This window comes from Lacipirellula limnantheis, assembly GCF_007746075.1.
Lineage (GTDB): Bacteria > Planctomycetota > Planctomycetia > Pirellulales > Lacipirellulaceae > Lacipirellula > Lacipirellula limnantheis.
The window spans coordinates 2,005,677-2,032,208 of sequence record NZ_CP036339.1 but is presented as its reverse complement, the minus strand read 5'-3'; the positions used below and the strand labels follow the sequence as shown (position 1 = coordinate 2,032,208).

General features: G+C 59.4%; 30 protein-coding genes, 1 tRNA gene and 1 pseudogene. 15 read left to right on the top strand and 17 right to left on the bottom strand.

Translation table 11 applies throughout. The annotated features are described in order from the left end of the window. Nucleotides 1-368: 368 nt before the first annotated feature. Nucleotides 369-647 (top strand): ferredoxin family protein, encoded by a 279-nt coding sequence (locus tag I41_RS07970; RefSeq protein ID WP_145432044.1) that lies wholly within the window; start codon nt 369-371, stop codon nt 645-647. Between the two features lie 110 nt (nt 648-757). On the opposite strand, the gene I41_RS07965 is transcribed toward I41_RS07970, so the two are convergent. Further along, on the bottom strand, nt 758-1,396 hold the full coding sequence (locus I41_RS07965) for an HNH endonuclease (RefSeq protein WP_145432043.1): 639 nt from the start codon (nt 1,394-1,396) through the stop codon (nt 758-760). A gap of 733 nt (nt 1,397-2,129) precedes the next feature. On the opposite strand from I41_RS07965, the gene I41_RS07960 reads away from it, so the two are divergent. Together I41_RS07960 and I41_RS07955 are read left to right on the top strand one after the other, a co-directional pair. Then, on the top strand, nt 2,130-2,435 hold the full coding sequence (locus I41_RS07960; RefSeq protein ID WP_145432042.1) for a hypothetical protein: 306 nt from the start codon (nt 2,130-2,132) through the stop codon (nt 2,433-2,435). A gap of 87 nt (nt 2,436-2,522) precedes the next feature. Then, a complete protein-coding gene (locus I41_RS07955; protein WP_145432041.1) occupies nt 2,523-3,068 on the top strand; it encodes a thermonuclease family protein in 546 nt (181 codons plus the stop codon). A 46-nt stretch (nt 3,069-3,114) separates the two neighbouring features. On the opposite strand, the gene I41_RS07950 is transcribed toward I41_RS07955, so the two are convergent. Next, the gene (locus tag I41_RS07950; protein ID WP_145432040.1) at nt 3,115-4,320 is read right to left on the bottom strand and encodes a hypothetical protein; all 1,206 of its coding nucleotides are present in this window, start codon (nt 4,318-4,320) and stop codon (nt 3,115-3,117) included. Nucleotides 4,321-4,334: 14 nt separating this feature from the next. Then, the gene (locus tag I41_RS07945; RefSeq protein ID WP_145432039.1) at nt 4,335-4,868 is read right to left on the bottom strand and encodes a hypothetical protein; all 534 of its coding nucleotides are present in this window, start codon (nt 4,866-4,868) and stop codon (nt 4,335-4,337) included. A 295-nt stretch (nt 4,869-5,163) separates the two neighbouring features. Between I41_RS07945 and I41_RS07940 the strand changes: the two genes are divergently transcribed. Beyond that, nucleotides 5,164-5,406, top strand: a complete 243-nt coding sequence (locus tag I41_RS07940) for a hypothetical protein (RefSeq protein ID WP_210421127.1) — start codon at nt 5,164-5,166, stop codon at nt 5,404-5,406. Between the two features lie 382 nt (nt 5,407-5,788). Then, nucleotides 5,789-7,345 (top strand): 2-isopropylmalate synthase, encoded by a 1,557-nt coding sequence (locus I41_RS07935; protein WP_145432038.1) that lies wholly within the window; start codon nt 5,789-5,791, stop codon nt 7,343-7,345. 32 nt (nt 7,346-7,377) lie between these two features. Here I41_RS07935 and I41_RS07930 read toward each other — a convergent pair whose 3' ends face one another. Further along, on the bottom strand, nt 7,378-8,640 hold the full coding sequence (locus tag I41_RS07930) for a DUF819 family protein (protein WP_145432037.1): 1,263 nt from the start codon (nt 8,638-8,640) through the stop codon (nt 7,378-7,380). A gap of 271 nt (nt 8,641-8,911) precedes the next feature. Between I41_RS07930 and I41_RS07925 the strand changes: the two genes are divergently transcribed. After that, nucleotides 8,912-8,996, top strand: a tRNA-Leu gene (locus tag I41_RS07925). A gap of 169 nt (nt 8,997-9,165) precedes the next feature. Here the strand turns inward: I41_RS07925 and I41_RS28500 are convergent. From I41_RS28500 to I41_RS07905, 4 genes and pseudogenes are all read right to left on the bottom strand, one after another. Further along, a pseudogene (locus I41_RS28500) lies at nt 9,166-10,077 on the bottom strand (tyrosine-type recombinase/integrase); the annotation flags it as partial. Between the two features lie 319 nt (nt 10,078-10,396). Next, nucleotides 10,397-11,533, bottom strand: a complete 1,137-nt coding sequence (locus I41_RS07915; RefSeq protein ID WP_145432036.1) for an AAA family ATPase — start codon at nt 11,531-11,533, stop codon at nt 10,397-10,399. Then, nucleotides 11,533-11,739: an excisionase family DNA-binding protein gene (locus tag I41_RS07910; RefSeq protein WP_145432035.1), complete on the bottom strand. Its 207-nt coding sequence runs from the start codon at nt 11,737-11,739 to the stop codon at nt 11,533-11,535. Before I41_RS07910 ends, I41_RS07915 begins: the two co-directional genes overlap by 1 nt. A 1,627-nt stretch (nt 11,740-13,366) precedes the next feature. After that, entirely contained in the window at nt 13,367-13,825 is a 459-nt protein-coding gene (locus I41_RS07905; protein ID WP_246133833.1) for a type I restriction enzyme endonuclease domain-containing protein, read from the bottom strand. Nucleotides 13,826-13,894: 69 nt separating this feature from the next. Here I41_RS07905 and I41_RS07900 point away from each other — a divergent pair, with 69 nt between their 5' ends. Beyond that, complete coding sequence (locus I41_RS07900) at nt 13,895-15,052, top strand: PEP-CTERM sorting domain-containing protein (RefSeq protein WP_145432034.1); 1,158 nt, start codon at nt 13,895-13,897, stop codon at nt 15,050-15,052. 61 nt (nt 15,053-15,113) lie between these two features. Here the strand turns inward: I41_RS07900 and I41_RS07895 are convergent, their stop codons facing one another. Beyond that, nucleotides 15,114-15,473 (bottom strand): hypothetical protein, encoded by a 360-nt coding sequence (locus I41_RS07895; protein WP_145432033.1) that lies wholly within the window; start codon nt 15,471-15,473, stop codon nt 15,114-15,116. Between the two features lie 33 nt (nt 15,474-15,506). Then, complete coding sequence (locus I41_RS07890; RefSeq protein WP_145432032.1) at nt 15,507-15,941, bottom strand: hypothetical protein; 435 nt, start codon at nt 15,939-15,941, stop codon at nt 15,507-15,509. Nucleotides 15,942-16,136: 195 nt separating this feature from the next. Here I41_RS07890 and I41_RS07885 point away from each other — a divergent pair, with 195 nt between their 5' ends. Beyond that, nucleotides 16,137-16,436, top strand: coding sequence for a hypothetical protein (locus tag I41_RS07885; RefSeq protein ID WP_145432031.1), 300 nt, complete (start codon nt 16,137-16,139; stop codon nt 16,434-16,436). 144 nt (nt 16,437-16,580) lie between these two features. On the opposite strand, the gene I41_RS27155 is transcribed toward I41_RS07885, so the two are convergent. After that, a complete protein-coding gene (locus I41_RS27155; protein ID WP_168206762.1) occupies nt 16,581-16,733 on the bottom strand; it encodes a hypothetical protein in 153 nt (50 codons plus the stop codon). 743 nt (nt 16,734-17,476) lie between these two features. On the opposite strand from I41_RS27155, the gene I41_RS28495 reads away from it, so the two are divergent. Both I41_RS28495 and I41_RS07875 read left to right on the top strand, forming a co-directional pair. After that, a complete protein-coding gene (locus tag I41_RS28495) occupies nt 17,477-17,884 on the top strand; it encodes an RrF2 family transcriptional regulator (protein WP_145432030.1) in 408 nt (135 codons plus the stop codon). 761 nt (nt 17,885-18,645) lie between these two features. Continuing rightward, nucleotides 18,646-18,852, top strand: a complete 207-nt coding sequence (locus tag I41_RS07875) for a hypothetical protein (protein ID WP_145432029.1) — start codon at nt 18,646-18,648, stop codon at nt 18,850-18,852. A gap of 646 nt (nt 18,853-19,498) precedes the next feature. Here I41_RS07875 and I41_RS07870 read toward each other — a convergent pair. From I41_RS07870 to I41_RS07855, 4 genes are all read right to left on the bottom strand, one after another. After that, nucleotides 19,499-19,930, bottom strand: coding sequence for a hypothetical protein (locus tag I41_RS07870; protein ID WP_145432028.1), 432 nt, complete (start codon nt 19,928-19,930; stop codon nt 19,499-19,501). A gap of 179 nt (nt 19,931-20,109) precedes the next feature. Beyond that, complete coding sequence (locus I41_RS07865) at nt 20,110-20,325, bottom strand: hypothetical protein (RefSeq protein WP_145432027.1); 216 nt, start codon at nt 20,323-20,325, stop codon at nt 20,110-20,112. A 34-nt stretch (nt 20,326-20,359) separates the two neighbouring features. After that, complete coding sequence (locus tag I41_RS07860; protein WP_145432026.1) at nt 20,360-20,722, bottom strand: hypothetical protein; 363 nt, start codon at nt 20,720-20,722, stop codon at nt 20,360-20,362. Between the two features lie 868 nt (nt 20,723-21,590). Beyond that, the gene (locus tag I41_RS07855; protein WP_145432025.1) at nt 21,591-22,019 is read right to left on the bottom strand and encodes a hypothetical protein; all 429 of its coding nucleotides are present in this window, start codon (nt 22,017-22,019) and stop codon (nt 21,591-21,593) included. Between the two features lie 55 nt (nt 22,020-22,074). Here I41_RS07855 and I41_RS27150 point away from each other — a divergent pair, with 55 nt between their 5' ends. From I41_RS27150 to I41_RS07840, 4 genes are all read left to right on the top strand, one after another. Next, the gene (locus I41_RS27150) at nt 22,075-22,245 is read left to right on the top strand and encodes a hypothetical protein (protein WP_168206761.1); all 171 of its coding nucleotides are present in this window, start codon (nt 22,075-22,077) and stop codon (nt 22,243-22,245) included. 84 nt (nt 22,246-22,329) lie between these two features. After that, entirely contained in the window at nt 22,330-22,635 is a 306-nt protein-coding gene (locus tag I41_RS07850) for a hypothetical protein (protein ID WP_145432024.1), read from the top strand. 67 nt (nt 22,636-22,702) lie between these two features. After that, complete coding sequence (locus tag I41_RS07845; RefSeq protein WP_145432023.1) at nt 22,703-23,110, top strand: RrF2 family transcriptional regulator; 408 nt, start codon at nt 22,703-22,705, stop codon at nt 23,108-23,110. A 500-nt stretch (nt 23,111-23,610) separates the two neighbouring features. Beyond that, nucleotides 23,611-24,357: a lectin-like protein gene (locus tag I41_RS07840; protein WP_145432022.1), complete on the top strand. Its 747-nt coding sequence runs from the start codon at nt 23,611-23,613 to the stop codon at nt 24,355-24,357. A 519-nt stretch (nt 24,358-24,876) separates the two neighbouring features. Here the strand turns inward: I41_RS07840 and I41_RS07835 are convergent. Both I41_RS07835 and I41_RS07830 read right to left on the bottom strand, forming a co-directional pair. Continuing rightward, the gene (locus tag I41_RS07835; RefSeq protein WP_145432021.1) at nt 24,877-25,071 is read right to left on the bottom strand and encodes a hypothetical protein; all 195 of its coding nucleotides are present in this window, start codon (nt 25,069-25,071) and stop codon (nt 24,877-24,879) included. A 382-nt stretch (nt 25,072-25,453) separates the two neighbouring features. Next, a complete protein-coding gene (locus I41_RS07830; RefSeq protein ID WP_145432020.1) occupies nt 25,454-25,726 on the bottom strand; it encodes a hypothetical protein in 273 nt (90 codons plus the stop codon). 198 nt (nt 25,727-25,924) lie between these two features. Between I41_RS07830 and I41_RS07825 the strand changes: the two genes are divergently transcribed. Beyond that, entirely contained in the window at nt 25,925-26,425 is a 501-nt protein-coding gene (locus I41_RS07825; protein WP_145432019.1) for a PEP-CTERM sorting domain-containing protein, read from the top strand. Nucleotides 26,426-26,532: the final 107 nt, after the last annotated feature.

Here is a 26,532-nt window from a genome sequence, read left to right as displayed (position 1 = left end):
TTATCAGCGCCACGGGTCGCGACCGCTCCACTCGATTCTAGATAGCGGGGAAGCGCCGAGCAAGACAAGGCGATATCGGTCGAACGTCGATGGCTCGAAAAGTCCCGGAAACAAAGGGGGAAGCGTCCGATTGGGTAAGGTTTTCCTTGGGTTGACGGTGATATCGACCGAATCTAAGATTGCCGCCACGAGCACGGCGGGGCCGCCTAAACTCGTTCGCCCATCGATACTTGTCGACCATTTGCTGGGACTGCTACGATAGAACTTTCGCCCTCACGTCGGGCGGAAGCCGAGGTTCTAGCAAAACTGCTGACGCGAATAGCCAGTTCACCCATTCGTCTTGCCGCGATAGAAGGAGAATTCCGACGATGACCCACGTTGTGTGCGAGCCTTGCTTCGCTTGCAAATACACCGACTGCGTGGTGGTTTGCCCGGTCGAGTGCTTCTACGAGGGTGAGCAGATTCTCTACATTCATCCGGACGAATGCATCGATTGCGAAGCGTGCGTGCCGGAATGCCCTGTCGAGGCGATCTTCCACGAAGACAACGTCCCCGAAGAATGGAAGGGCTTCATCGAACTGAACGCCGAGATGGCGCCGCAGTGCCCGGTGATTACCGAAAAGAAAGAGCCACTCGCCGAGGGTTAGTCGCCTCGATTGGGACTGGCTTTGATCAATGCGAACGGCCTTCGACAGCGTTGCTGTCGAAGGCCGTTTTTTTGTGGATATTGGCGGAGCTGAACTCGATGTCGCCGCCGTTATTTCAAATCCACCGTCCAGTACGCGCTGTCGAGGAAGTTCTTCCAACTGGCGTACTTCGGGTTGCCCAACTTGATCGTGAGCATCGGACTCCGCTTGGGCCGCACCGGCTTTTGAATCAGCTTCATGCCCGCCTCCTGCGGCGTGCGGCCTCCCTTGCGGACGTTGCAGCGGACGCAGGCGCAAACCAGGTTTTCCCAGCTCGCGCCGCCGCCGCGGCACGTCGGCAGCACATGATCGAGACTCAACTCGCTGGTGGGGAACTTCTTCCCGCAGTATTGGCAAAGGTTGGCGTCGCGCGCGAAGATGTTCCGGCGATTTAGCCGCACCTGCTGTTTGGGCAGGCGATCGTAGTGGAGCAGCCGCAGCACCCGCGGCACGCAGACTTCAAAGTTAACGCTGCGAATCCAGTCCTCGTGGGGCGAGCGTTCTTTGAACGTCGCCCGCAGTTCGCTAATTTCGCGCCACGAATCGAAGTCGTGGTTCGAATATTGGCCATCCTCGATGTGGATGACTTCGGCCAGCGCGTTGACCAACAGTCCGACGGCGCGCCGGACGTTGATCACGTGCACGGCGATGTAGTGCCGATTGAGAACGAGGACGCTGGCGTTCAATCCGCTCGATTCGACGGTCGACATTCGCGCTAGTCTCCCCAACAAGCATGCCGCCGTGAGCCGACGGCTAGGCGCACCCCGCCTGCACCCCGATCGGAGAGGCTCACGCGATCGCGGTGTGCGAACCGTGCGCTTCTTCGCTGCGATCGTTGCCCGTATTCTAGGCGTCGAGCGCTAACGGCGTGTGAAGGAAACGCTGCCAGGCGGGACGCGGCAGCGCCCTGGACCCGAGACCAAAGTCGCGCCGTCGAAGCGGCGACTGCGCCCGAATCGAAAAGTGGCTCGACACGAACAGTCGACGGCAGCGAGTGGCGTCCCCTGTATTCTAGTCCCCGAAGTTTCGCAAAACCAGCATGTGAAAAGCGATTTCGCGGCGACGCTACGTCAGCGGCGACGCAGGGGGAACGACTCGGCGAGAACCTGTCAGTGTCGACGGGACGGCTGTCGGAGAACACTGCTGTCAGCAGACATTATGCTTGGGTGATGCGAAAACCATACATTGGGCACGGCATTTGCCCGAAGGCGATCCGCATCCGTCGCGCGCTGCCACGCTTTTTCTGCAAGGACGTGTTGATCGAGTGAGCGGACCAGCATCGAGGGCCAGCCAACTCGGCTAGTCGCGTTGGAATAGCAACTGTCGAGAAAGATCAACGGATTAACTTGCGAGCCGCTTCGTCCCCTCGTTAGGATGAAACTGAAGGGGCGCTCAACGGAACGGAGCGTGTCGTATAAGAACTTATCGCAGAGGACGCTCGCCATGCTTCACTTCACATGTGATTGCTGCAAACGGCCGATTAACCCCGAACAGGAATTGCGTTACGTCGTACGCGTCGAGGTCTATGCGGCCCTCGATCCGATGCAGGAGGAGACTGACGACGAGCATGACCATCTGCAAGAGATTCAAGACATTCTTGATCGGCTCGATGACGCCGACGACGATCGCATCAGTGATGAAGTCTATCAGCAGAAGCGTTACGACCTTTGTAGCAACTGCCGCAGCGCCTACGTCAAGAATCCGCTCGGTCGCGTGGCGTTGCACGAACTCGGGTTCAGCCAGAACTGACGTCCCACTCACTTTCGACTGACGACGTTTGCGAATCCGCGCTTTCTCTTCTTGCGACTTTTGTCATAGCTCGCTCTGCGTGACGCCATGGGACGCTACCGCCGCTCGTACTGGCGAGAACTGGCGGCGGGCATCGGCGTGGCGCTGCTTGCCCTGCTCCGTTGGTGGAGCGGCGATTGGCTCGAAGTCCCCGGCGCCGGCGGTCGGCAATCCGCCGGTCTCTCGCCAGGGATCTACCGAGTGGAGCGCGTCGTTGACGGCGATACGTTGCTGATCGACGGCCGACGCCGCGTGCGGCTGCAGGGAGTCAACTCACCGGAAACCGTGAAACCCGATTTCCCCGTTGAGCCATGGGGACCTGAAGCGAGCGAGTTCACGAAACAGTTCGTGCAAGACGCCGGCGGCACGATGCGCTTCGAGATCGACGGCGAGTCGGTTGACCAACATGGCCGTTTCTTGGCGTTCGCCTGGAATGGCGAACGATTGCTCAACGAGGAGTTAGTGCGCGCGGGTCTGGCGCGGGCAACGCTGGGGTACGACTTCAGCCCGCGCAAGAAGGAACGTTTGCGGAAAGCGCAGCAGGAGGCGAAGCGGGCCAAGCGCGGAATTTGGGCTGGGCGTTCTTCATCGTGATTACCCCGCAGCCGCCGCCGGCTCGCCTAAGTCCAAGTCGCCCGCCCTACCGCGTCAACGATGCCGAGCCGGTCACGCCGCCGGCGGGGAGTTGCTGTACGCCGGGATAAGGATTCTGCCGTGCGACTGAGGCCGCAGGCAACTCCACGCCCGAGGGATGAATGAACTGCGGCGCCGGCGTTATCCGTTGAGGTGCCGCCGCCGTCTGCGAAGGGGTCGGGTAGGCAGTGACCGGCGGCGAGATCGGCACGCTCACGGGACTTGCGCCCGTTTGGATTTGCCCAACCGCCGGGCCCGGGCCGTACCAATTCGCGTCGGTGATTTGATCGCCCATGCGCGGCGTCGCGGCGTTGGCTTGTGAGGCGCCTAGATCGACCAGCGGGACGCCCGGCTTCGATGGCATCGTCCAGAGCTGCGGGTTCTCGCCGAGCGTGTTGATCTCGACCGTTCCCATCGCGATCGAGAGCGACAGCTCGCTGGCAGGAATGCGGATCTCGACGTCGTCGGGCAGGTTAATATTCAGTTTGTCGTAGTACTTGTGGGTCTTCGCGACTGCACTGGCGACGAGCGTGCCTTGCTGGTCATAAACATGCTGCTCCAGCACGAGGGCGCGGGTGGCGTCGACGACAGTCCGCTTGGTTAGCCGTCCGGTGCGCGTCTGCATCATCGATTGAATCTCCACTCGGCCGCTGCCAAGGGCCCTCGGACCGGTGTGGGCGTCGCCGGGGCGGAATTCGGCGAAGCCAATCGCGTCGAGCAACCATTGCGGCTCGATCGGCATCATCCGCTGCGCAGCGCTGCCAGCGAATTGATCGTGACGCGAGTAAAAGAGGGCCGGGGGCTCGTTCCGCTTGACCCAGAACCAGAATTGCTGGTCGTTCGACCCCATGTCGACCTCGTCGCCCGTCAGCGCCGTTCCCGCCACGAGATGGAATCGACCGGGACGCTGTGCGGCAATTTTGCCCCCCAGCAGGGGAATGCCGGGCATGCCAGGAACCGTAATCGAGGCGTTGTTGGTTTGAATGCTCTGAATACGCGCGGCGTTAGCGTTGACGGCGGCGATGACCTGATCGAGCGACGAGCCGGTCATCAGCACTTGCGGCGCGGGCGGCTGCCAAGCCGCGAAGGGGCTGCGCATGGTGCGGGTGCAGGAGGCGCCGGACGTGCAGAACACGAGGGCGAATAGCAGACAGATCCCCCCCGCACTGGTCCAATTTGGCGCGGGCCTGAAGTCGACGACGCCTTGCCGCATGTCGAGGGTCTCCTTTAATCGCCGCCGTAGAGCAACTCAATCATGCGCTGCTGCAACTGCTCGGTTTGCATGGGGTCAGGCGTCGTCGCTCTGAGTTCGTACGTTTCGTTGCGCCGCGGACACTCCAGAACCATCATCTCGCCCGCCGCGTCCCGTCGCGTCTCATCCAATTTCAAAATCCGCCGCCGGATCAGCAGTAGTCCCAAGACGTAGCGAAAATCCGCTTCATCGGGCTGCTCGGCCAGTTCGACGAACAGGTTCAGGAGGACGTCTTGGGGAGCGAGTTTTGGCTTCGAAGCGTCGCCGCGCGGCACGACGGACTTCCACCAGGCGATGGCGTCGTTTGGCGCTCCGCGCCACTCTTCCGCGCAGCAATCGCGTCGGACGGGCTTGCCTGCTTCAAGCTGCAACGTCGAGAAGTACGTCTCGCCTGGCGCCAATGTTCGCCCGCTGGCGGCGCATTGGCGAGAGCAGTGCGTGACTTCGAAATCGACGAACATGACGACGGCAAGCTGGCAAAAAAAAATGGCGTTATGGGTCTCATTCAAGCGCGCACCGCGGCTCGGGCCTGCCGACGCGGCGGGCGGAGGGTACGGAAACGACGCTGGCGCCGCAAGGCAGTTTGCGGGTCAATAGCGGGCAGATCGTAGCGACGATGCCGCCGATAGCGGCGATAGCAGAAAAATTGACGCTGCGGCGCAGCCCCAGACGACGTACGCTTTGAGGTCGCATTCGGGCGATCGGCGCGACAGAAGGACCGCTGGCGGCATGCCAGCGCCTCGCCCGATCCGTTTGCGGCATTCGTCGTCGAGTTATTCCGTTCAAAAAGTAAGAGGCGCCGCAATGAACGGCCAACTTCTTGATTTGTGCAGCCCCGCCCCCGCTCCGACGGGTTCAGCGACGGACGGGCGGCGCGAATCCTCACGCTACCTTGGCGTGCAGTTCGCGTGCTGCGACGTTTACTCTCGCATTTACGCCAACCGGGCCGGCACGGAGTATATCGGCCACTGCCCCCGGTGCGCGAAGCGCGTGCGGTTTGAAATCGGGCCTGGCGGCAGCGACTCCCGGTTTTTCATCGCCCAATAGCTAACCGCGGATCGGAAAACCCGCCGAACCTTGACCCGCGCTGGCAGGTCAGTTAGAACAGATGCTGGACAGTGAACCGCTGTCGATAGAAAGCCGACCGAAGCAAAGTTCGATGTTAGCTCCGAACCTCAACAGCCTGCTGCTACTGCTACTTGCCGGGGGCATGGCTTAGGGTTCGTCTGCATCTTGATCGCGAGAATTGCCGGAACCCTGAAGCCAAGAGGCTTCGGGGTTTTTTTGTTGGTAGAGTCATCCTGAACAGAGCGAAAGATCTAGCGAGCCAAGCGAGCTTCCAGCTTCTTCGCTCCGCTCAGGATGACGTCCACGGGCTTCAACGGCTACTTACTCACCTACTCACTTCATCACTCCGTTTCCAATCGCCATGTCCACCACCGAAGCGCGCCGCATCATCATTTTCGACACGACGCTCCGCGACGGCGAGCAGTCGCCGGGCTGCAGCATGAACCTCGACGAAAAGCTTGAGGTCGCGCAGGCGCTGGTCGATCTGGGCGTCGACGTGATCGAGGCGGGCTTTCCAATTGCATCGCCAGGCGATTTTGAATCAGTGCGGCGCATCTCCCACACGGTGCGCGGCGCCACGATCTGCGGCCTGGCGCGTTGCAACGAGAAGGACATCGACCGCGCCGGCGAAGCGCTCAAGGGGGCGCCCGATACGCGCATTCACGTTTTCCTCGCCACGAGCGCGATCCATCGCGAGTTCAAGCTCCGCATGGGGATGGACGAAATCGTCGAGCGAGCCATCGCCGGCGTGAAGCGGGCACGTAACCTGTGCGACAACATCGAGTTCTCTCCCGAGGACGCCGCCCGCACCGAGCCCGATTTCCTCTGCCGCGTCGTCGAAGCCGCCATCGCCGCCGGCGCGACGACGGTCAACATTCCCGACACCGTCGGCTATGCGACGCCGGCCCACTACGGCGGCGTCATTCGGAACCTCCGTGAGCGGGTGCCGAATATCGACAAAGCGGTGATCAGCGTTCACTGCCATAACGACCTCGGCCTGGCCGTGGCCAACAGCCTGTCGGCCATCGAGGCCGGCGCTGGGCAAGTCGAATGCACGATCAACGGCCTTGGCGAGCGGGCCGGCAACTGCTCGCTCGAAGAAGTCGTGATGGCCCTCCGCACGCGGCACGACTATTACCAGGCGTCGACCCGCATCAACACGCCGCGATTGGTTCCCACTAGCCGGCTCGTCTCGGGCATCACCGGCATGGTCGTGCAGCGGAACAAGGCGATCGTCGGCCGCAACGCTTTCGCTCACGAGGCGGGCATCCATCAGGACGGGATGCTCAAGGAGCGATCGACCTACGAGATCATGCGGCCCGAGGACGTCGGCTTCACGAAGACCGACTTGGTGCTTGGAAAGCACTCCGGACGAGCCGCATTGGCCGACCGCGCGACGGCCCTCGGCTACCACCTGACGCCGGAGCATCTCGACTCGGTCTTCGAAGCGTTCAAGAAACTGGCCGATAAGAAGAAGGAAATCTACGATGGCGACATTGCCGCTCTCATCGAGCAGCGCAACGCCGAAGTATTCGACGCCTGGCAGTTCGTGGGATATGAGATCAAGGCCTCCAGCGGCGAGTCTCCCACGGTAACGCTCACCGTGCGTCGCGGGAATGAAGAGCAGAGGCAGACCGAGACGTACGGCGACGGTCCGCTCGACGCGTTGTTTCATGCGATCGAGACGCTGACCGGCATCACCGCCGTGTTGCGAGATTACCGCGTGCAGAGTGCGACGCGCGGCAAAGACGCTGTCGCCGAAGCGATGGTGGAATTGGAGTACAATGGCCAGTTATATCGCGGCCGCGGCACATCGACGGATACGGTCGAGGCGAGCACCTGTGCCCAGCTGAACGCGATCAATCGGATCGCGAGCGGAGCGGGGCAGCCGATTGCAGAGCGGCCGGATCAGTTGTAGTGCAGCGACTCCGTGGCGGCGGCATCCGCAGCTCACAGGCTTTCGCAAATTGCGGCGGCGAGCAGACCGGCGTAGTTGCCGATCGCGTAGCCCAGCAAGGCGAGCAAGATGCCCGCCGGCATCAGGCTCTCCTTATGGTGGGCTGCGACGCATGACGCGGTCGCGATGCCGCCGATATTCGCCGCGCTGGCGACGGCCGCCGTGTGGATATCGACGCGCATGAATTTCGCAGCGGTCAGAATGAATAGACCGTGGATGGAAATGCAGATTGCCGCGCCAATCAGGAACGGGACGGCCTGCTCGGCCGCTTTGGCCAAATCAGCGGTGGCGCCGGTCTGAGCCATAAAGATGAACACGAGCGCCATGCCGAGGTGGCGACTCGACGGGACGTTCCGCAGCCGCGTGAACGATAGCAACAGCCCAAGAGTCGTAATCAACAGGATGCGACAGGTGCTTTCGCTGAATTGCACGGGCCACGCAAGCTCGTGCGCCGCCAGCTGAGCCGAGATCGTCGCGGTCAACGTCTGGGAGAATGCCGTCACGGCGAACGCAATGAAGAGCAATAGCAGAAAATCCTGGTAAGTGGGAGGCGGCGAGGTCTCCTGCTCAGCCATGGCCGCCGCGTCGAGGTGGGCCACCCGATCTGCGTCAACCCGCGCGAACCGAGCGAAGGGCCCGGCAATCTTCTTGGAGGCGAGCATCAAAGGCAGCCATACCAACAGCAGCGCGGTATCGGCCAACACCGCCAAGCCGACTTCCGTGCCGTTGGCGTCGAGCGCCTCGCTCACCGCAGCAAGATTCCCGGTGCCGCCCACCCAACTTCCGGTTAACGCGCCATACGATTTCCAGGTGTCCGGCCCAAGCCAATGCATCACGCAGGCATAACCGACGACGGCGCCCACGACGACGCCAATCGAGCCAACCAGCATGACGCCGACTCCTTTGCCGACGACCCGAATCGCGCGGGCGACGTCGACGTTGAGCAGCATCAGCACCAGCATCATTGGCAACGCGAACTCTTTAATCACGTCGTATGCCGGCGAAGCCGTGGGCAACACGTTAGGGATTGGCGTCGACGGATTGGTTGCGGCCGCGCCGCCGATGCTCGAACGCAGGAACGTGAGCAGATGCCCGCTATTGGCCAGCACGACGGGCGTCAGGTAGATGAACACGAGGGGCGGCACATATTGAAACAGTCTCCAACGCGATGCCCGCTCTAGCCAAAAATAGAACGCGCAGATGCCGGTAAGGATGGCGAGTATGGCGGCATTGCTGGTGATGAACGCTTGATCCATGCGGTTCCAGTTATTGGCAGGGCGGGATGACCGCTGGCGAGCGGCGATGCTCGCTTCACGATTTTGACGGGGGCGGGTCGACAGAGAACGGAGCGTTAAAGGCTTGCCCGAGCTATCGTATCAGACAAATCTCAATGACGAAGCCGGGCCGTTTCATGGACTGGCGGCGCCATGGGAATCGCCCCCGTCGTAGCGGTCGCGAGCTGACTTGCGTGTGAAAACGCCGAATGATCAAATGCCCGCAAGGCGTCGTCGCGGCGGCGCCCATGCTGGCCGAGTGGCGGAATGGCAGACGCTCTGGACTTAAAATCCAGTGGGGGGCAACCCCCGTGCGGGTTCGACTCCCGCCTCGGCTACTCTGTACGGATGAACACTAACGCACGCGGTTGCAGGAGCCTGCAAATCGCCGTGTTTTCCAACCTCTTCGCTCATGCCGGGTGCTTCGGTGCAGGGGCCTGCAGCCGTAGGCAGCGCCGCATTTTGCGCCGTCTTACCGACCGCCTTCGCGAAGTGGGCGTCAGTGACCTGGAGGTAGTGTCGTTGCGCTACCCTCACGGAGTTCCCGAGCCACGAGCAGACTACATGGAGCGGGAAGCTTTCTTCCAGTTCGGTCTGGCGACTGCTGCGCAAGTTTTGGAAGATTTTCTCCCACGGACTGACGCCCGCCTTGCGGATAATTCGCCTCAGCTGAGTCCTCAGATTGGCGTTAGACCCGCGATAACGGGTAATCACGAATTCTGTTGCAGGGGCGGCTTCGTCCCAGACCTCATCAAGGTACTTCTTGAGTTCGGAAAACATGGGGACGTACCTCTTACCGCCGCCGACGTGATGCTCAGTCTTCGGGGCAACGACACGGATCCGATCTCCTTCCCAGTCAACGTCCGACCATTTTAGTCCCAAAATCTCCGACGGGCACCGCAGCCCCCCGTAGCGTGCCAGAGCGACGATCAGACGCCACTGCGCATCAGGACAAGCCGCGATCACGCGATTCGTGACTTCGGGCGTCACGAAAAAGAAACGGCTGTCATTCGGCAAGATCGTGGCTTTTTGGCCATCCAGCGGATTTTCAGAGATCAGACCTTTCTTCAGGGCTGCGCCAAAGAACACCTTCGCGATTGCAATATGCTTTCTGACTGTGTTCTCCGCTCGGGTCCCGGCAAGATCACGACGCCATTCGTCAATGTCGGCCTTACCGATCCGCTCAAGTCGCCTGTCGGCTTGGAAGTAGTCGATGAGGTAACGTCTCGTGGTTTGGTATTTATCCATCGTGAGAGGTTTCACGTCGGTGCGTGACTCGATGAAGTTATGCAAGTACTCACCCAGCGTCGTACGCACACGTTCCGCGACTAGGCCGACGTGGGCGAGCTTGTGATATAGCTCATCGCCTAAAGCTGCGACCCACCTCTGAGTTTCTTGCGGCGCGGCCGTCGAGGCCATTTGCGCGCCAACTAGATGCTCGACGTGACTCTTGACAGTTTCTGCTGTCTTCTTGCTGACTTTGCCCAGGCGAATTGCATGGCGGTCTCCATTTGAGTCGTAAAAGAGAATACGCCGACGCCCGCCAGAATCGTTTGATAATGAAGCCATTTAAACTCTCCTAAATCAATGAGGTGCGTCCTTCGCATGCCGTCCAACTGCGTCAAAATGACGCTCGGCACGAGGAAGCGAGTAATTTGGCCACGCGTTGGAAAAGCCATTCGTGTGGCATCCAACCAATGGCCGCCCTAACCCGAAAAACCTGAGCTACTTGAGCAACCTATGCCCACCCGTCATCGGGTCCGTCAAGTTGCTCAGGTTGTGCTTGTTGACCATCCACACCCTCCAGCGCAAGAGCATTGTCCGGTAGCTGCCACCAGAATGCATGCCCCCACTTCGTAGAGGTGACGCCCAGCTCTTCACGTGCCCTCCTCAAGGTCGCCTCGCTAATGCCGCACTCCTTTGCTCTTGCGGCAATCGTCGCAGTAGGCTGCGGGCCTTCTTTGAGAAAGGTAAGTAGCCACGCCTTCGCGTGGTCGCGAACGCCCGGACAGGGTCCCCTCCTCTTCGGAGGCGTCGCAAGGACATCGCCGGCGTCGAGCAGCACCGGATCGGGCTCCCAACAGACCGTCCCGCTCTGGTCGCCCTCGCGCGGAATCGAGTACGCTAGGCCGCCGTTGTCGGGCGCGATGTTGTTTTTTAACGGCAGCATCAGGCGGCGATCATGGTTTTGCGGGTCTTTCACGATGATCAATCCCGCCCGCGCCGCCGCAACGAAACCGATGGATCCGATGACACGGTTGATTGGCGAGCCCTCGCCCTTCCGAAGGTGCGTGATTAGGAGCACGGCGACGTTGCGCCGCTCGGCGAAACGGGTAAGTCCGCTCAGCACGCGCCGAACCTCACCGTTGTCATTGGAGTTGGCGTCGCCCAGGTAGACGCTGATCGGGTCAATTACCACGAGCTTGCAATCGTTCATTTGGTCCATCGCTTCGTCTAATGCGGCGATGTCCTTTGACAGATCGACTCCTCGCTCTGGGTCCCCTGCCCTGGAGTGGGAAACAATGATGCCTTGCAATGCCTTAATCCGGTCACAATCCGCCCCCATGGCGTCCACCCGAGGACGCACGGTATCGTCCAAGGCGTCCTCGCCGGACAGCAAGATCACATCGGCCGGCGTACGGGTGACATCGGGCTCGTCGGGCCAAGGGGCTCCGGTGCTCACTCTTGAGGCGATGTCCAGTGAGACGAACGACTTTCCAAGCCCCGGGTCGCCCGCGAGCAGAGTCACCTTGCCGACGGCAATGCGGTTTCGCCACAGCCAATCGACGGCTCGCGGCACAACATTGGATAAACAAACTAACTGGGGAGTTGCGTGACTACGCACTGCTTGGGAGGCGGCGTTGAGGTCCATCATCAGCTTTCTCCTCCCACGCAGCCCGCGATGTACGCCATAACGTCATCGCGACGAATGAGCGACTTCGTGCCAAGCTTGACTTTCGGAAGAACGCCGTTGGCGAGCAGGCCGTCAACGAAACGACGGGAGCAACGCAATAGTTTGGCTGTCTCCTCGCGAGTCATCAGGATCGGATCGAGAATGTCATCAGAACGAAGGGGTGGCATTTTTATCCTTTACTACAGTTCATTTCAGCACGGCTGCTGCGGTCTTGCGACTTAAGATGCACAAGCGATCCACGGCGCCGGTGCAAGCAGATTATCTCACGTGCGGTCGTAGGCCACTATTCGGATCGCATAGCCACTGCATAACGTCTTCGTTTAATCTGCGTTAGCAGGACGCCACGCAACTGACCGATTATCTCCCTCACTGGTGAACCGGATTACGGACTGCTTTTTGTTTAGAGAGTGAACGGCGGTCCGTCGGAGCTGACCTACGACATCGTTTTCATCCAGCTCAACTTGGACGGCCGTTTGCCATCCCGACTTCTGAAACTCGTCCAGCAGTTGGACAATGCGGGCGGAGCGTCGTCCAATCACCGCCGACTTGCCAGAGAAGGCAAGTACATATCCATTCCATACAGGCTTGCGACTGAACTTCGGCACGGACGCGTCCTTTAGTGGCGTTTGGTTTTCCGGCTGCCTAGAGGACGTTGTTTTTGGCATCTGAATTTGGCGAGTAAAGTGTCGCTCTTAGACGGGAGCGAGGTAATACGGGTCTACGGGCCGGCGAACGCGAGACAACAGACATTCTCGCGGTCCGATCACATCAGGCTGTTTTCGGCAGATTTTATTCGGCGTATCTTTGGGCGTCTTACCCTTCGTCATTGGCACGCGCGGACCAAGCAACTGACCTCTTGTCCCCCGCACAAGAAAACTTGATGAGCTTTTGCTTCCGATTGGCCGTGCAAACAGCCGACCGTCGACGCTGAACATCACCAGGCTCGCATCGCACTGGGTCCACCACAAACGGTGCCCATCCGTGCGACTGGAAAGAGTCGAGCAACTCCGTTACAGCTGCGTTGCGGCGTCCAATGAAGACTGTCTGGCCCGCAAAGTGCAAATTGATGCCATCCCAACGCGGAGTTGGTTCAGCAACGTTGGCCATGCTCACCACGTCTGCTTCAGTGCGGGTGATCCATGTGGCCGATGCGTCGAGGTCCGGAATTACACTAAAACATGCGCGCGCGCGTTCGGATACTTGATGGGTCATAGCCCAGCCCCTGTGTTAAATAAATTCACCTACGCGTACACGTATGCGACCGCGGTCACTCGACCGAAGAATGATCGCACGGGACTGTAGGGTGCTGAGCCGCCGATCTCTCAATCGGCGGTTCGTCTAACGACCGCAAACGCGCGCGATCGTCGACGCCACTCGGGTCTCCCGGTGGCAGACAGCGGCCAAGTCCTACTCGGAGCAAGCCGTTGATGGGGAAGTCGAGCCCCAGTCGCTGGGGTTTGGCGTAGGTGCGCGGTCAGCGCGCAGCAGGGGCCACTGAGGCTGGCACTTACTTCACAGACCGTTTCGCAACGACATCGGCGCGGGTGCATGATCAAACTCCATTCGTCGCAACCGCATTAGGAAGCTAGAGGGGGCGACGCTAAGCAAGCAGCCATCCATGGCGTCGAGAATCTGCGAGGCTCATACTGTGCCCCTTCGGACGCTCTCCCATTTTTGCAGCGAAACGTTGCTGGCTCTAGGGGATCGCGAATGGTCGTTTAGGTGGCTTGCGCAATATAGGAAACGACCCTTCGCCAAACTTAGGTATTGCGGGGACTCTAGGTAACATTCCGATCACTCCATCGCCCAGTCCGCACAAAGAAGCTCTGCTTGCTTCAGCACCGTCTGCACGGCCTCAGCTTGCAGGTCCGGCGGATAGCCGTGTTTGCTAAGAATCCGCCTCACCATCACCCGGATTTTCGCACGGGCACTCTCGCGAAGCGTCCAGTCGATCGAGACGCTCTTGCGCACCTGAGTAATCAGCTCGGCGGCAATCACCTTCAGCTTGTCATCACCCATCGCCTCCAACGCCGACTCATTGGCCGCGAGCGCGTCGTAAAACGCCACCTCGTCATCGGTCAGCCCCAGGTTCTCGCCCCGTTTGCCCGCGGCCTCCATCTCTTTGGCGAGCTTGATCAGCTCGTCGATCACTTCTTGCGTGGCGATCGCCCGGTTGTGATAGGCGTTGACGACGTGCGCCGGCAGTATGGCGTGCCGCCGAAGGGAAACGCCAACTACGCCTGGGTCCAACACGGTTGGCGTTTATTTAACGATGGCATATGCTCACGTCGACTCAGCCCCTATGCCTCAGGAATTCCGCTAATGAAAAACGCGATGACTGTCGTCCTTCTCCTGCTCGGGAGCGCAGGCTCACTCTCGGTTCATGGAGCGTCCTTCTTCGGCCTTGGCGACCTGCCCGATGGAGCGACCGCAAGTTACGCCCATGCGGTGTCGGGTGACGGCACGACGGTTGTCGGTCAGTCGGCGTCCGCCAGTGGCCTGGAGGCTATTCGCTGGACGGTTCAGGGCGGAATCGTCGGACTGGGAGACTTGGCGGGCGGGATATACGAGAGTTCGGCCTTGGATGTGTCGTACGATGGCAGCGTTATCGTCGGCTTTGCAAATATTCCCTCATTCATCCCGACCACCCCGCCCCAGGGAGGGCAAACTGCTTTTCGCTGGGTGAATGGCACGATGACCGACATCGAGCCTCCCTCCTTCACATCTACAGCTTTTGCCGTGTCTGCAGACGGGAGCATCGTCGCCGGCACGCGCTATCAAGCGACGAACGAGCCCTTCTTCGCTTTCCGCGCTGGCGTGAACATCGGCCGGACCGGCAGGGGGCCCGTTTTTGAGTCGGCAAAGTCTCTGTCTGCGGATGGGTTGATCGCAGTTGGCGTCGGCAGCTTCTTTTCCGCTCTCAATCCGGAAGCGGTCGGCTGGATCCCTAATGCTGATCCCAAGGGATACGCCTCCGGACTGGGTGCATTGCCCCAAAGCTCATCGAGCGTCGCGGAGGCAATTTCGGCCGATGGCACCACGATTGTCGGCCACTCATCCGGTCCATATGGGACCGAAGCAACTATTTTTACTCCAGGGCCGCCGCATGGCATCGGCGACTTACCCGGCGGGTCACTGTCGAGTCGAGCTTATGGAGTATCTGGTGACGGGCGGATCATCGTTGGCGAAGCCAGCGCCGACAGTGGGCCCGAAGCATTCGTGTGGAGTGAGGCTGGCGGGATGCGAAGTCTGAAGGACATATTGATGTCCTCGGGCGTCGATATCGCGGGGTGGTCACTCTATCGCGCCGAGGATGTCTCGGACGACGGTCGAGTCATTGTTGGAGTTGGCGTTAATCCGATGGGGCAGTGGGAAGGTTGGGTGGTGATGATCCCAGAGCCGAGTTCATGCTTCCTGGCGGTCTGGAGTGTTGGATTGTTGGGAGTGACGAGCAGGATTTCCCGACCGAAGAATGGGTGAGTGCGTGATCAGGCTCGACGCAAACCCGCTGGCGACGGGCGGGCGATGGCGAGGGTGGACACTACAAGTTGTTGAGAAGTATCCATAAGCCAAGTGAGAAGACGCTAGCCATTCCGCAGACAATTCCGAGCAATTGCCGCCCCACCAGTGCCCCAATCGCTGCGGCGGGTGGTACAAGCAGCAGTAAGCAAAAAGCGACTTGTCCCGCATAATCAGCAACAGAGCGATAACTTCCGCCGAGAAGCCGTTCGCTCCATGCCCAGCCCACGCCCCAAACGGCTGCCCATGCAAACGCTGACAAGATGCCGCGCAAGTTGATCTGCAATCGCCGTTCATCCGCTTGGGTGGAAGCGTCGCTGACATCGCCTTCACGGTTTGACAAACGCGAAAGCTTTATCGTAAGGCGATATCGTGGCTTCATGCCCCGCATCGTAACCGCCACTCGGTCGCGTTCCTACAGCCCCACCGCCATCCCCAACAACCCAGCCACGACCGTCGTGGCGATGATCGCCGAGCGAAGCGTGAAGCGGCGACCGAGTCGCAGGCAAGCTACGCCTGCGAGGGCAAAGACTAAGGCTGGATACCAGAGGGGGAAGTAGACGCCGTCTGCGTCACTGCCAAAATTTCCTTGGACAGATAGACCGTAGGAGAACCACGGTGGTGAAAAAATTGGCCCGGCGTTCACGAACCATCCGCGGTTGCGTGGTGAGTTGTCCAATGTCAGAAGATATACATCAGCGAATCCCGCCTCAGCGCGGATGCCGAACTGATGTGTCGTGCCAACATAGTCGCAGAATATAAATCTGTCATTTTTCCACCACAACGCCAAACAGCCTACGCTCGCCGCGAAGAAGGCGGACGTCAGGGCGTAGCGGAGGTAGGCGAGCATGGCTGCAAGTATAGCGGAGTTTGCAGGCGATTTCCCCACCCGCTATAGTGATGGGCATGAGAAAAGCCATCCAACCAGCCCTGTTCGTCGCGGCAATCATTGTCGGTCCTCTAGGGCTGGCCGCTTACGTTCTGTGGAACGTCCGCCGCGCGTTCGTAAACCCCTCCTGACCGCACTCCCGCTATAGTGAGGCGCATGGAACTGAACTCCAGAAACGTCGCCCTCAAATACGGTGCGTTCAGTGGTGTTTATTTCGCGCTCTTGATTTGGCGGCGAGTTTCTCGACACGCCCCTCTGGAGCCACGCTACCTTGGCTTCGCGGCTATCATACTTGTCGTAAGCGCCGTTCTGGCGTGGCGATATGAAGTACGGAAGGGCACCGGACTCGATTGGTTTACTTCCTTCCTGGTCTCGATGGTCAGCGTCATGGCCACGTCCGCCGCTGCCTTCGCAGTAGGATACTGCGTCTTGTTAGCGGCGAAAAAACTTTCCTAGCAACACGCTTTTAGGAAAAACCCGGCGCGATGGTTAGCTGCCGCATCGCTAGCCGCGTTAGCTCACCACGTGGCGGACGCTCGCAAGCGGTTCGCTGCGATCACGCTCGCGGACTTGCGGTGACGAGAAGGCGGCGTTAGGGGCTTATGGTTTGTCTTTGTAGTCGTCATCCCATCGCGACGAGCGAGGGCCGCGGTAGACGATCCCGAACGCTGAGAGCACGGCGATGATTACGAGCACAGGAATCCAAGGGATCAGGTCCCACAGTGCCGCGACAATGACAAGCGACTGAAGCATTTCGCCACTCTACCGCCCCAGCTCCCCGTCAGCAAAACTTTCCCGGCTGTTGCCGCCGGTTCGTGAGATGCATCGGTTAATTGATTGGAAAGACGACGGTGTAGTGTAGGGAAGTTAGAGTCGTTCTCCCTTGCTCAATTACATTGAGGGCGCACCGATGTTTTCGTTTCCGTCGATCTTTGGAAACGCGTGCTTCTTGCTGGGTGCATTATTCTTCTGGTGCGAATACCTTAGATGTGGGTGGGCGTCAGGGATGTTCCTAGTTCTCGGCGGGATTGGATGGCCGTTTGTGTTTTACGCCGCGGTCAAACATTGGGACTGGCGAATTCTTGCGATCGCCCTCGCAGCTCTCGGTCCGCCCTTAGCGATTTGCGTCATGCCGGTCACGAGGTAGTGTGCTGTGAAGAGTGATAGCATCTCTTCGTCAGTGACATAGGAATTTTTAACTTTGTGGGCCAATAATGAGTTCACCCAGGCGAAGAACGCATGGGCGCGAGAATGACTTGAGCGTATGCAACCCTCCTTCACGGAGGACTTGTCATGGGTGAGGTCTTGGCAGCGTTTTGACATCGCCCCCTTCCCCCACTTGCTCGTTGCAGATTAGGGACAATGCGAGCAGACGATCGACGGCCTGAAGCGGCCGTTCCCAGATGCGCAGGTCGTCCGCAGCCATTACGACCGCTGCCTTGATTCGCCTAACTTCACCTGCCTAAAGTGGAATCTCCTATCCATGAGGTTCCACGATGAAGCTGACGACCAAAACCCCCTACGCCATATCCGCTTGCCTGTACCTTGCAGCGGTCAAGACAGATAAACTCGTCAAGTGCCGCGACGTGTGCGAGCCGAGCGGGTTGCCTGATAAATACGTCGCCCAGTTGCTCAACGTGCTGGCCAAAGCGAACATCCTCGTCGGCGTGGCTGGACTCTATGGCGGTTACAAGCTCGCCAGGCCCGCGAGCAAGATTACCGTCCTAGAGATCATTGAGGCGGTCGAGGGGCCGTTGGCCAACAACGGGGCGATCGAGTTGTCGCACATGCCCGCCAAGGCTGGTCGCGTCATGGAAGGTGCGATGGCTGGTCTCGTCGCGGACGCTCGCAAGCGGTTCGCTGCGATCACGCTGGCGGACTTGCAGGCGGGAAAGGCGGCGTGAGGTAAGCAGGCCAACGAGACTCACTGCAATGAGCGCCAAACCAGTCGGTTCCGGAAAGGGTAGCCGGCCGTACCCTAGGCCCACTATGTTCCCCGCTGAGATTAGCTCGACCCGCCAGTCCAGCCCTCCGCCGAGGCTCAGCATGACGTTGCCGAGGAACAGGTTGTCGTTGGGCTCAGCACCGGTGCTGATCGTGCCGCCGAGTTTGCCGGCCGTGTACGAGAGCTCCTGAGCGTTATTGATCAGTCCAACTTGGGTCAGGCCCAACGCGCCTGGAAAATCAAGCGGATCGGCGGTGATCATGCGGTTTGGGTAGGTGAAGAGATCGCCGGGGGGACGAGGGACGCCAGCCACGACGGAGCCGCTATTGGTATTGATGAACGTTCCCCTGAAGATCTTCGCTTGGAAGTAGATTGTGTCAAAGGCGCCATTAAGATCGTCGCCGTCAACAAAGAACGAGTAGCCGTCATTCCAGTTGGGTCCGACGCCCTTAACTCCAAAAATCGGTCCTGCTAACGTGGCATTGTTGAGGGTCAACAACGCGACAATTGCGAGGACGAGAGTGCGTGTCATGCGAGTCGTTCTCGACTAGGAAAAAATTGGTTTCCGCGCCAACAGACGCCTTTGTCAATTTACCGCTCCCGCTCCCTGGCCGCAAATTTTCCTGTTTCCTGCCTCCGATTTGGGCTCCACCAGCCCGCTGGCCGCAAGATGTCGATGAGCGAGCGTAGGTTTTCTGTGGCGATGGTACCGTGACCGCTATGAGCCACAACAAGAGCAAACGCCAACTCAGCCATATCGGCCGCAACAACCGTAGCGTCTGGATCCAGCCCGCGTATCTGGTCACCGCAAAGAACGGCATTCGCATCGTCGCCACCGCGGCCGCGGAGACGAGGGCGGAAGCGTTACAGATCGCCGAGGCATTTGCTCTGGAGCACAAGGCGGACCAGATTATCGACCAAACCTAGTCGATGGCTCGCTGTAGGCGGGTAATCCCTAGCCCCCAGCCTCCCGGCTGGGGTCAGGCGAGGCGGCCCGCGGAAGTCGCCTGTCCGCAAACTTGGCGCATTTAAAAGCTGCCATAATCGACAGTCCGATTATCAGCAGACCCTCTGGACCCTTCTGAAAGAACATGTTCATCATCGGGACGTAAACGGCGACGTACACGGCCGCAGCCACCAAGCAAAGGGCGACGATACGAACGGCGGAGAAGAAAAGCCATCTAGCCATACCTCGCATTGTAACCGCCGGCGCGGGAATGTGAGCTGGTCCAGCAGGGATAAAGTGGCCTTATGAAAACCGCCCTCCGAGCTGTCGCGATCGTGGCCATCTCAGTCGGTGCCGGCATCGGCATGGCCTACCTGTTGGACCGGGGGTTGCAGATTAGGAATAGGCCGGTCGTTTTCTTCACGCCCTTTGCCGCCGCCGTCGCTACTGGTATTGCTCTACTCCGAATTGGCAAATCCAACCGTCAGGCGCGACCTTAGCCAGGCGCTATCCAAGCCGCCACACCTAACCCCGCACCACTGGCTCGCAGAGGTTGAGGGCACCATGCGTAGGGCGAGAAAGAAGCAGCCCTAACCCCCAGCCTCCCGGCCGGGGTCAGGATGAGCGTTATTCGCCAAGGTCGGATAGCTCCCTTTTGAGATCTGCAATTTCGCGGTTCACGGTGGGAAGCATTCGTTGACCAGCTGGTTTTTGCACGGGGTCAGACACCTGATTTAAGAAGTGTCGTTGTCGCAATAGCTGTGCGTCTAACTTCGCCTCCAGGCCGATCCTAACTTGGCCGAGTTCTGCCTTGCGTAAGCGATTGAGTTCAGCCAGCCAAGCAACACAAACCGCGAAGAGTGCGGTGCCCAGTAGCAGCAATCTCAAGCCAATCCGAAAGCGTCGTTCCATGCTCGGCATTTTACCCGCCGGCGCGGGAATGCAATTGGCGAGCGTGGTCAGGCGTGACGCGTTGCCAAGGCACGTCGATTGTTCATGCGACGCCAAAAAGAGCAGGCGGCTGTCAGCACTGCCCAGACAATTAAAATCTCGATCCAACTCGGATGAATGAAGGATCCCAGTAGCGCTCCGAGGGCCATCGCGGTCAGCAACCAATATGGGAAAGAGTGCATGAATGCTCCCGAGAAGAGTTGGATGCCGGCATTGTATCAGTGAGTTTGTCGTACGCCACACTCATCTCGGCACCCCTGCCCTAGCCCCCAGCCTCCCGGTCAGTGTCAGGGGGTGCATTCGTCGCCGGCAAGCCACTCCCGACCGTTGTCTGTGATCCGCACCTCATCAAAGCCTGCAGGCATAGAAATTTGCACGACCAAGTCATCGCGGAGCAACTCTTGCAGTTGGCCCATCTGCCCCGTCGAGAGAAACGGGTATGTTTTCGCAACGCCTCCGGCGTCTAAGAGCATTTGGAGCAAAATTCGCTTAGAGAGCGCCATAGCCCCGCATCTTAACCGCCACCCGGTGGTGTTCCTACAGAATCACCGCCATCCCCAACAGCCCAGCCACGATCGTCGTAGCGATGATTGCCGAGCGGATAGTGAATTGGCGGCCGAGCCTTACGGCGGCGACGCCAGCCAGGGCGAAGATGAGGGCGGGATACCAGAGGGGGAAGTAGATATTATTTTTGAACTGTCCAATTCTGTCGCTACCCCGTTTTCTTACTCCGAACAGATCAGGTTGATGAGGAAGGTATTTGACCGACCAACTAGTCCAGGGAATGCTACCCGGTGGCAGTCTGGTGACGTGGAGCTTTCCGTATCCGTGATGAGCATTCAACACAACCCGATGGGTCAGGTCTGGAAGTGGCCCATAGACTTTCTCGTGGTAGGTCATGCTCCGCCACCATATGGCCAAGCACCCGACGCTCGCCGCGAAGCAGAACGTCGCCAAGCTATAACGGAGAAGCTTGAACATCGACGACGCCTACAACACCTACGCAGTTCCAAACAGCACATCAACGCGACAGCCATGGGCGACTGCGGCTAATAGGCAGCCACGTTGTTCCAACAGAACCGCATGCCCACAAGTCCAGCTAAGGCGAGGAACGGCTGCCCGTCAGGAATTGCGGAACTCACAGTGGCAACGCAGCCAACGAATACTAAACACCAAAATGCTATGGATATCAGTCGAGGAGTTGTCATCGGCATTTCCATAGCAATAAACACCCGGCCGTCTGGTTCCGATTATAGAATCACCGCCATCCCAATCAAAACAGCAACGATAGTTGTCGTACAAAGTGCCGAGCGAATCGAGAACCGTAGCCGGAAGCGGAGAACACCTACTCCAGCGAGGGCGGAGATTAGGGCGGGGTACCAGAGGGGGAAATAGACGGCAGGCCCTAAAGAGCCGAACGAGCCGTGGCTCTTCATACGCTGTGATACATTGTCGTGACGAGTCTCAGGACGCCCCATTGGAGTATAGATCCACGATGGGCTCACGCCCATGTTCTCAGACACAAGCAGTATCAATCCAGTGCCGGAGAATGACTGTAAGTTCAGCATCCGGCTCTGCGTCACATAGATTGGGCCATTAAGGATTTCCCACCGCTCGCAACTCCGCCACCTCAACGCCAAGCAGCCCACGCTCGCTGCGAAGCAAATAGTCGCCAGAGCGTAGCGGACATACTTGGCCATTGCGGCAATATAGCAAAACCCCGATGGGGTGCCGGCGTGGCGGATCGATCCTAGGGCATTCCTAAAGGCTAAAGCATCAGCGGCATCGCCAATAACGCGGCGACGATGGCGAAGGCGATTAGCGCTGAGCGAATCGAGAACTGGCGACGGAAGCGAATCACGCCGACGCCAGCGAGGGCGAAGACTAAGGCGGGGTACCAGAGGGGGAAGTAAACGCCGCCACCCACGGCCCCGAACCTCCCTTTCCCGATTATCTGGTCTTCAAACCACGCTTTGGGAGAAGTATTCTCCACGCTCACATGTAGAATGTATTTTTCATGGAACAAACTGGGCTCGATCGCGATACACCCCAGACCGCGACTCCCATCGACTCGCGCGCACCAGCTTGCTGGAGAGATTTCCAGATTGTACTCATAACCGCAAATCCACAACGTCAAACAAGCAACGCTCGCCGCGAAGCAGAACGTCGCCAGGGCGTAGCGGAGGTAGGTGAGCATGCCGCTAGTATAGCGGAGTTAGCGGGCGACTTCCCCACCCGCTATATTAAGGGGCATGAACGGACCGAGGTTCATCTTCACGGTACTCATCGACGGCTTGGTGCTCATTGCAGCTGGGTCGCTCTGCCGCTGGGCCATGCCCGAGAGATTCACGGTCCGCCGTCTGCTGACGGTAACGGCCGTGGTCGCCATTATCGCCGGGATCTTTAGGGCGTCGCTTCGCTAGCTGGCCGCCGACGATGATGGACGAGCCGTTCCCGCATCGTCCGGCGCGGCTGGCTAACTTTGGCGAGTGATACAATCTAAGCCCATGCCCCGCCCCCGCTTCACCCTACGCGTCATGCTGGCCGCTACAGCCATCGCGGCAGTGATCGCGTGGCAGTTCGGCACGGTGCTCCAACGAAAGTGGGCACTGAAGTCTGGCCACATCTTCATCTTCGCCCGTGAGGCTCCTGACGATCCTTCTCCGACGCCGCTGCCGCTCAATGCCTTCCGTTCCCTGCTAGGCGATGAGCCGGTCAGGTTCATCTACGTCGATACGAAGGGCGATGGCGAGCAAACGATCGACGGCCTCAAGCGACTGTTCCCAGAGGCGCAGGTCGTCCGCAGTTACTAGGCCCGCTGCCTTGATTCGCCTAGCTTCACCTGCGTAAAGTGGAATCTCCTATCCATGAGGTTCCACGATGAAGCTGACGACCAAAACCCCCTACGCCATAACCGCTTGCCTGTACCTTGCGGCGGTCAAGGCAGATAAACTCGTCAAGTGTAGCGACGTGTGCGAGCCGTCGGGGCTGCCAGATAAGTACGTTGCCCAGTTGCTCAATTCGCTGACCAAAGCCAACGTCCTCGTCGGCGTTGCTGGCCTCTATGGCGGATACAAGCTCGCCAAGCCCGCCAGTAAGATCACCGTTTTGGAGATCATTGAGGCGGTCGAGGGACCGTTGGCCAACAACGGAACGGTCGAGTTATCGCACATGCCCGCCAAGGCTGGCCGCGTCATGCAAGGTGCGATGGCTGGCCTCGTGGCGGACGCTCGCAAGCGGTTCGCTGCGATCACGCTCGCGGACTTGCAGGCGGGAAAGGCGGCGTGAGGGGCTTAGGATTCGTCGTCGTCATCGTGGTAGTCGACGTCCCAACGTGAAGAGTGTGGGAGTCTAATTACAATCCCATACGCCGAGAGCGCGATGATGACTATCAGCACCGGAATCCAAGGTACTGAGTCTCGTAGAGCAACGGCAATGACGAGGGATTGGAGCATGCCCGCCACTCTACCGCTCCCGCTCCCTGGCCGCAAATTTTCCCGTTTCCTGCCTCCGATTTGGGCGTCACCGGCGCTCTGGCCGCAAGATGTACGATTAGCGAGTGTAGGTTTTCAGCGGCGGTGGTATCGTGGCCGGCATGGAAGACGAACCACCTAAAGAGCCAGCGGCCAAGCCAGCGTACTACTATCCCTTCAGCTACCCCGCGCTGATTCCGTGCAGCCCTGAAAGGCATTGGGCATCAGCAACAGCTGCCCTCAGCGATATTTGGTTGACATCGCAAACCGCAAGGGTCACACTTTCGCCCAGGGCAGGAACTGAGGCAGCTCTTCATGTGCCAACGTGTGTTGCGACTACTTCTTTGCGCTGAGGGTGCGCCTCGCGCTGCTTGCTGGACCGCGGTGTTCTTCGGAATATTTCTTGTAGCGGTAGCCCCGATCGCCGCCCAACAGCTACCGCAATCCAAACTCTTTAACACGGTGGTCCAGAATCCAACCAACGGCCATTACTACGAGTTGATTAGGTTCGGCTCAGCTACACTCACTTTTGCTGAGTCAAGTGCCGCGGCAGGGGCGAAATCGTACCAAGGCATTCCCGGACATCTGGTCACCATTACGTCGCAAGCGGAACAGGATTTCATCGACTACACGTTCGGAAAAGGAGCAGACTATGGTGTATGGATGGGAGCAAGCGACTCCGCGATCGAGGGAGAGTGGCGTTGGGTAACCGGACCGGAAGCAGGTCAGCTCTTCTGGCGAACTGAGAGTACTAATCCTGTCATTACTGGCGTTGCCTTCGGTTTTGAGTCCTGGGGCGCGAACCGCGAACGTAATGAATATTGGGAGCCGAGCAACCGCGGCTATTTGGGAAACAACGAGGACTTCGCAACATTTGCGATTGGCCGAGGAACTCCGAACGTTACGCGATGGAACGACCTGCCCGGAGAGTACTCACGGGGTTTACGGAGTTGGGTAAAGTGCTACATGGTCGAGTACTCCATTCCAGAACCGGCGAGCATAACGATCATGATGTTGGGAGTGCTGGCGCTTCCTCGACGACGTCGGAATGCCGCCCGCTGAAACGCCCAGGATCAGCGTCCTACGCGCATCCATCACACGCTAAAGCAGCGGAAGGGGCGGCGGAGTCGCTGGCGGCCGCGAGAGGGTTAGGCGTCGGGCTCGCGGGCGGTCAGGCGGAGGCATTCCAATGGACGCGGCCGACCCGAACGAAGCGAAACGCAGCAACTCCCAGGATCGGAGCTACGACTAAGGAAACGACCCCACCAAATTTTGCCCACACGACGAGCATGGCAACGGTGCAAAAAATCGCTGCCAAAAATGCGATTACTGATTTGGTTTGTCTGCTCATGTCTCGCATTTTAACCGCCGTCGCGTGAATGCAATCGGCCTCCGGCGGCAAACCCTTCAGCTCCCGAAGAGCTGCGGAGAGCGACCCCGAAAAAGTTCCGTCTGCCGCCAGCGACCGCCGGCATTATACCGGCCCCATTGCCCCCACCTATTGGACCGCGGCACTTATCCCCTGCACCACCGGCTGGCAGATTTTGAGGCCAGTATGCGTAGAGCGAGAAAGAAGCACTACTAGCCCCCAGCCTCCCGGCCGGGATCAGTCGGTAGACGCCGATGCACTGTGCGCATCGCGAGAACGCCGGCGATGGCGAAGGCAATTGTCTGTGGCCACGAGTCGCCGACCGTTTCCTGAAGAATGTAAAACGCCACGAAAAAGGCGACGCCGGTCCAGGCGGGGTCGGTCGTGATAAGCGTCCAGACTCTCATCCCCGCATTTTAGCCGCCGGCGCGGGAATGCAATTGGCTGGCGTGGTCAGGCGGAAGCGAGGTCATTTACCGATTCCGTAAACGCGAGGTCCGCAAGCAGAACCTGCCGACGAGGGGCGAGTTTTATTGCCCGACAGTGGGCGCAGCGTCGCGGGCAGCCAGACGAAGTACGACCTTTACGGAAGCGTCCCGGCTCCAATGATTCATCTACGGACGCACGGCGACGCCACTCACGAAGAGTCCGGCGTCGATCTAAATGTGCTCGTTGCATGTCGATATTCTCGGCTGTCTAGGTCGGGAAGCAAGGGTCAACGGCCTTGAGTCGGTGGCCGCCACACTCATCTCGGCACCCCTGCCCTAGCCCCCAGCCTTCCGGCCAGGGTCAGGGGCGAAGTGCCAATGCCAGCGCCACCGCCGCGATAAAGCTAGGCAAGAAGCCCCACTTCCAAAACCATAGATCCACGGTCGACGGATTCCACGGGCGTCGTAAAGCAATGAAGGCGGCGGCTAACCAAAAGCCGAGCATCGCCGCGGCGCATACGCGAGCCGTCCATCCGCGGTCCAACACCAGAGAGGAAAGGACCGCCACTGAGACGCAGAGAGCAACGCGAGCGGCGATGTAATAGTCACGGGAGATCAAGTCGGGAGACGCCATTCCCACATCTTAACCGCCAGCGCGGGAATGCAATCAATCGATGTCGGGTGATAAAGTAGGGGTTGTAGGTCCGGCTCGTCGTTTGGCGGTGCAAAGTCCGTTAGCGGGCGAAGTGCTCTCCTAGACATATTGCTTCGTGGGCCAATTTCACTAATGCTGATGGCTTAGCCTTAATTCCGACTTAGGAGGCGTTCGGCGATGAACCGCATTGTTTTCACGCTGACGATCCTGCTGCACGCGCTCACCACTGACGCTGTCGCCGCCCCGATCGCGTATTACAATCCATCGAGCGGAAACATTCGCTTCGGGAATGATACAGGGGGCACGCTGGCAGGGATGTACCTGCAGTCACTCTCCGGTGACAAGGTGATCAACGATCCTAACCGGTTCGCGCAAATTCCCGGAACAACTTTTAATTCGGGCGACTTGCCATTCGGCTTCACATACTTCGGTTTCCCGCCGACTAGCCCGGTCAACACGTTTCCGACTTCGCTTGATATTGGCAATGTCATTGTGCCGGGAACGCCGACAAGCGATCTGTCGGTGGGTGCCTTTAACGCGCTCATGGTTGAGTTCATTGGCACGGTTGTAGGAGTTCCTGAGCCCGCGACGCTCCCCATGGTAGGTTTAGCCCTGGTCGGTACGGCTGCCGCCAGCCGCCAGCCTCGGTCCATCAGGGTGCCGTTGCGAACCCGCTGAAACGCCCAGGATCAGCGTCCTACGCGCATTCATCACACGCTAAAGCAGCGGAAGGGGCGGCGGAGTCGCTGGCGGCCGCGAGAGGGTTAGCTGTCGGCGTGGCGGCC

Excerpts from the sequence above, each read along its gene's own strand:
- I41_RS07865 (WP_145432027.1), bottom strand. The coding sequence starts at position 20,325 with ATGGCGCTCTCTAAGCGAATTTTGCTCCAAATGCTCTTAGACGCCGGA.
- I41_RS07840 (WP_145432022.1), top strand. The coding sequence starts at position 23,611 with ATGTGCCAACGTGTGTTGCGACTACTTCTTTGCGCTGAGGGTGCGCCT.
- I41_RS07845 (WP_145432023.1), top strand. The coding sequence starts at position 22,703 with ATGAAGCTGACGACCAAAACCCCCTACGCCATAACCGCTTGCCTGTAC.
- I41_RS07965 (WP_145432043.1), bottom strand. The coding sequence starts at position 1,396 with ATGTCGACCGTCGAATCGAGCGGATTGAACGCCAGCGTCCTCGTTCTC.
- I41_RS07835 (WP_145432021.1), bottom strand. The coding sequence starts at position 25,071 with ATGAGAGTCTGGACGCTTATCACGACCGACCCCGCCTGGACCGGCGTC.
- I41_RS07935 (WP_145432038.1), top strand. The coding sequence starts at position 5,789 with ATGTCCACCACCGAAGCGCGCCGCATCATCATTTTCGACACGACGCTC.
- I41_RS07860 (WP_145432026.1), bottom strand. The coding sequence starts at position 20,722 with ATGACCTACCACGAGAAAGTCTATGGGCCACTTCCAGACCTGACCCAT.
- I41_RS07855 (WP_145432025.1), bottom strand. The coding sequence starts at position 22,019 with ATGCTCACCTACCTCCGCTACGCCCTGGCGACGTTCTGCTTCGCGGCG.
- I41_RS28495 (WP_145432030.1), top strand. The coding sequence starts at position 17,477 with ATGAAGCTGACGACCAAAACCCCCTACGCCATATCCGCTTGCCTGTAC.
- I41_RS27155 (WP_168206762.1), bottom strand. The coding sequence starts at position 16,733 with ATGCTTCAGTCGCTTGTCATTGTCGCGGCACTGTGGGACCTGATCCCT.
- I41_RS07895 (WP_145432033.1), bottom strand. The coding sequence starts at position 15,473 with ATGAAGCCACGATATCGCCTTACGATAAAGCTTTCGCGTTTGTCAAAC.
- I41_RS07875 (WP_145432029.1), top strand. The coding sequence starts at position 18,646 with ATGAGCCACAACAAGAGCAAACGCCAACTCAGCCATATCGGCCGCAAC.
- I41_RS07970 (WP_145432044.1), top strand. The coding sequence starts at position 369 with ATGACCCACGTTGTGTGCGAGCCTTGCTTCGCTTGCAAATACACCGAC.
- I41_RS07940 (WP_210421127.1), top strand. The coding sequence starts at position 5,164 with ATGAACGGCCAACTTCTTGATTTGTGCAGCCCCGCCCCCGCTCCGACG.
- I41_RS07950 (WP_145432040.1), bottom strand. The coding sequence starts at position 4,320 with ATGCGGCAAGGCGTCGTCGACTTCAGGCCCGCGCCAAATTGGACCAGT.
- I41_RS27150 (WP_168206761.1), top strand. The coding sequence starts at position 22,075 with ATGAACGGACCGAGGTTCATCTTCACGGTACTCATCGACGGCTTGGTG.
- I41_RS07960 (WP_145432042.1), top strand. The coding sequence starts at position 2,130 with ATGCTTCACTTCACATGTGATTGCTGCAAACGGCCGATTAACCCCGAA.
- I41_RS07825 (WP_145432019.1), top strand. The coding sequence starts at position 25,925 with ATGAACCGCATTGTTTTCACGCTGACGATCCTGCTGCACGCGCTCACC.
- I41_RS07915 (WP_145432036.1), bottom strand. The coding sequence starts at position 11,533 with ATGATGGACCTCAACGCCGCCTCCCAAGCAGTGCGTAGTCACGCAACT.
- I41_RS07890 (WP_145432032.1), bottom strand. The coding sequence starts at position 15,941 with ATGCTCGCCTACCTCCGCTACGCCCTGACGTCCGCCTTCTTCGCGGCG.
- I41_RS07930 (WP_145432037.1), bottom strand. The coding sequence starts at position 8,640 with ATGGATCAAGCGTTCATCACCAGCAATGCCGCCATACTCGCCATCCTT.
- I41_RS07910 (WP_145432035.1), bottom strand. The coding sequence starts at position 11,739 with ATGCCACCCCTTCGTTCTGATGACATTCTCGATCCGATCCTGATGACT.
- I41_RS07885 (WP_145432031.1), top strand. The coding sequence starts at position 16,137 with ATGGAACTGAACTCCAGAAACGTCGCCCTCAAATACGGTGCGTTCAGT.
- I41_RS07955 (WP_145432041.1), top strand. The coding sequence starts at position 2,523 with ATGGGACGCTACCGCCGCTCGTACTGGCGAGAACTGGCGGCGGGCATC.
- I41_RS07830 (WP_145432020.1), bottom strand. The coding sequence starts at position 25,726 with ATGGCGTCTCCCGACTTGATCTCCCGTGACTATTACATCGCCGCTCGC.
- I41_RS07900 (WP_145432034.1), top strand. The coding sequence starts at position 13,895 with ATGAAAAACGCGATGACTGTCGTCCTTCTCCTGCTCGGGAGCGCAGGC.
- I41_RS07850 (WP_145432024.1), top strand. The coding sequence starts at position 22,330 with ATGCCCCGCCCCCGCTTCACCCTACGCGTCATGCTGGCCGCTACAGCC.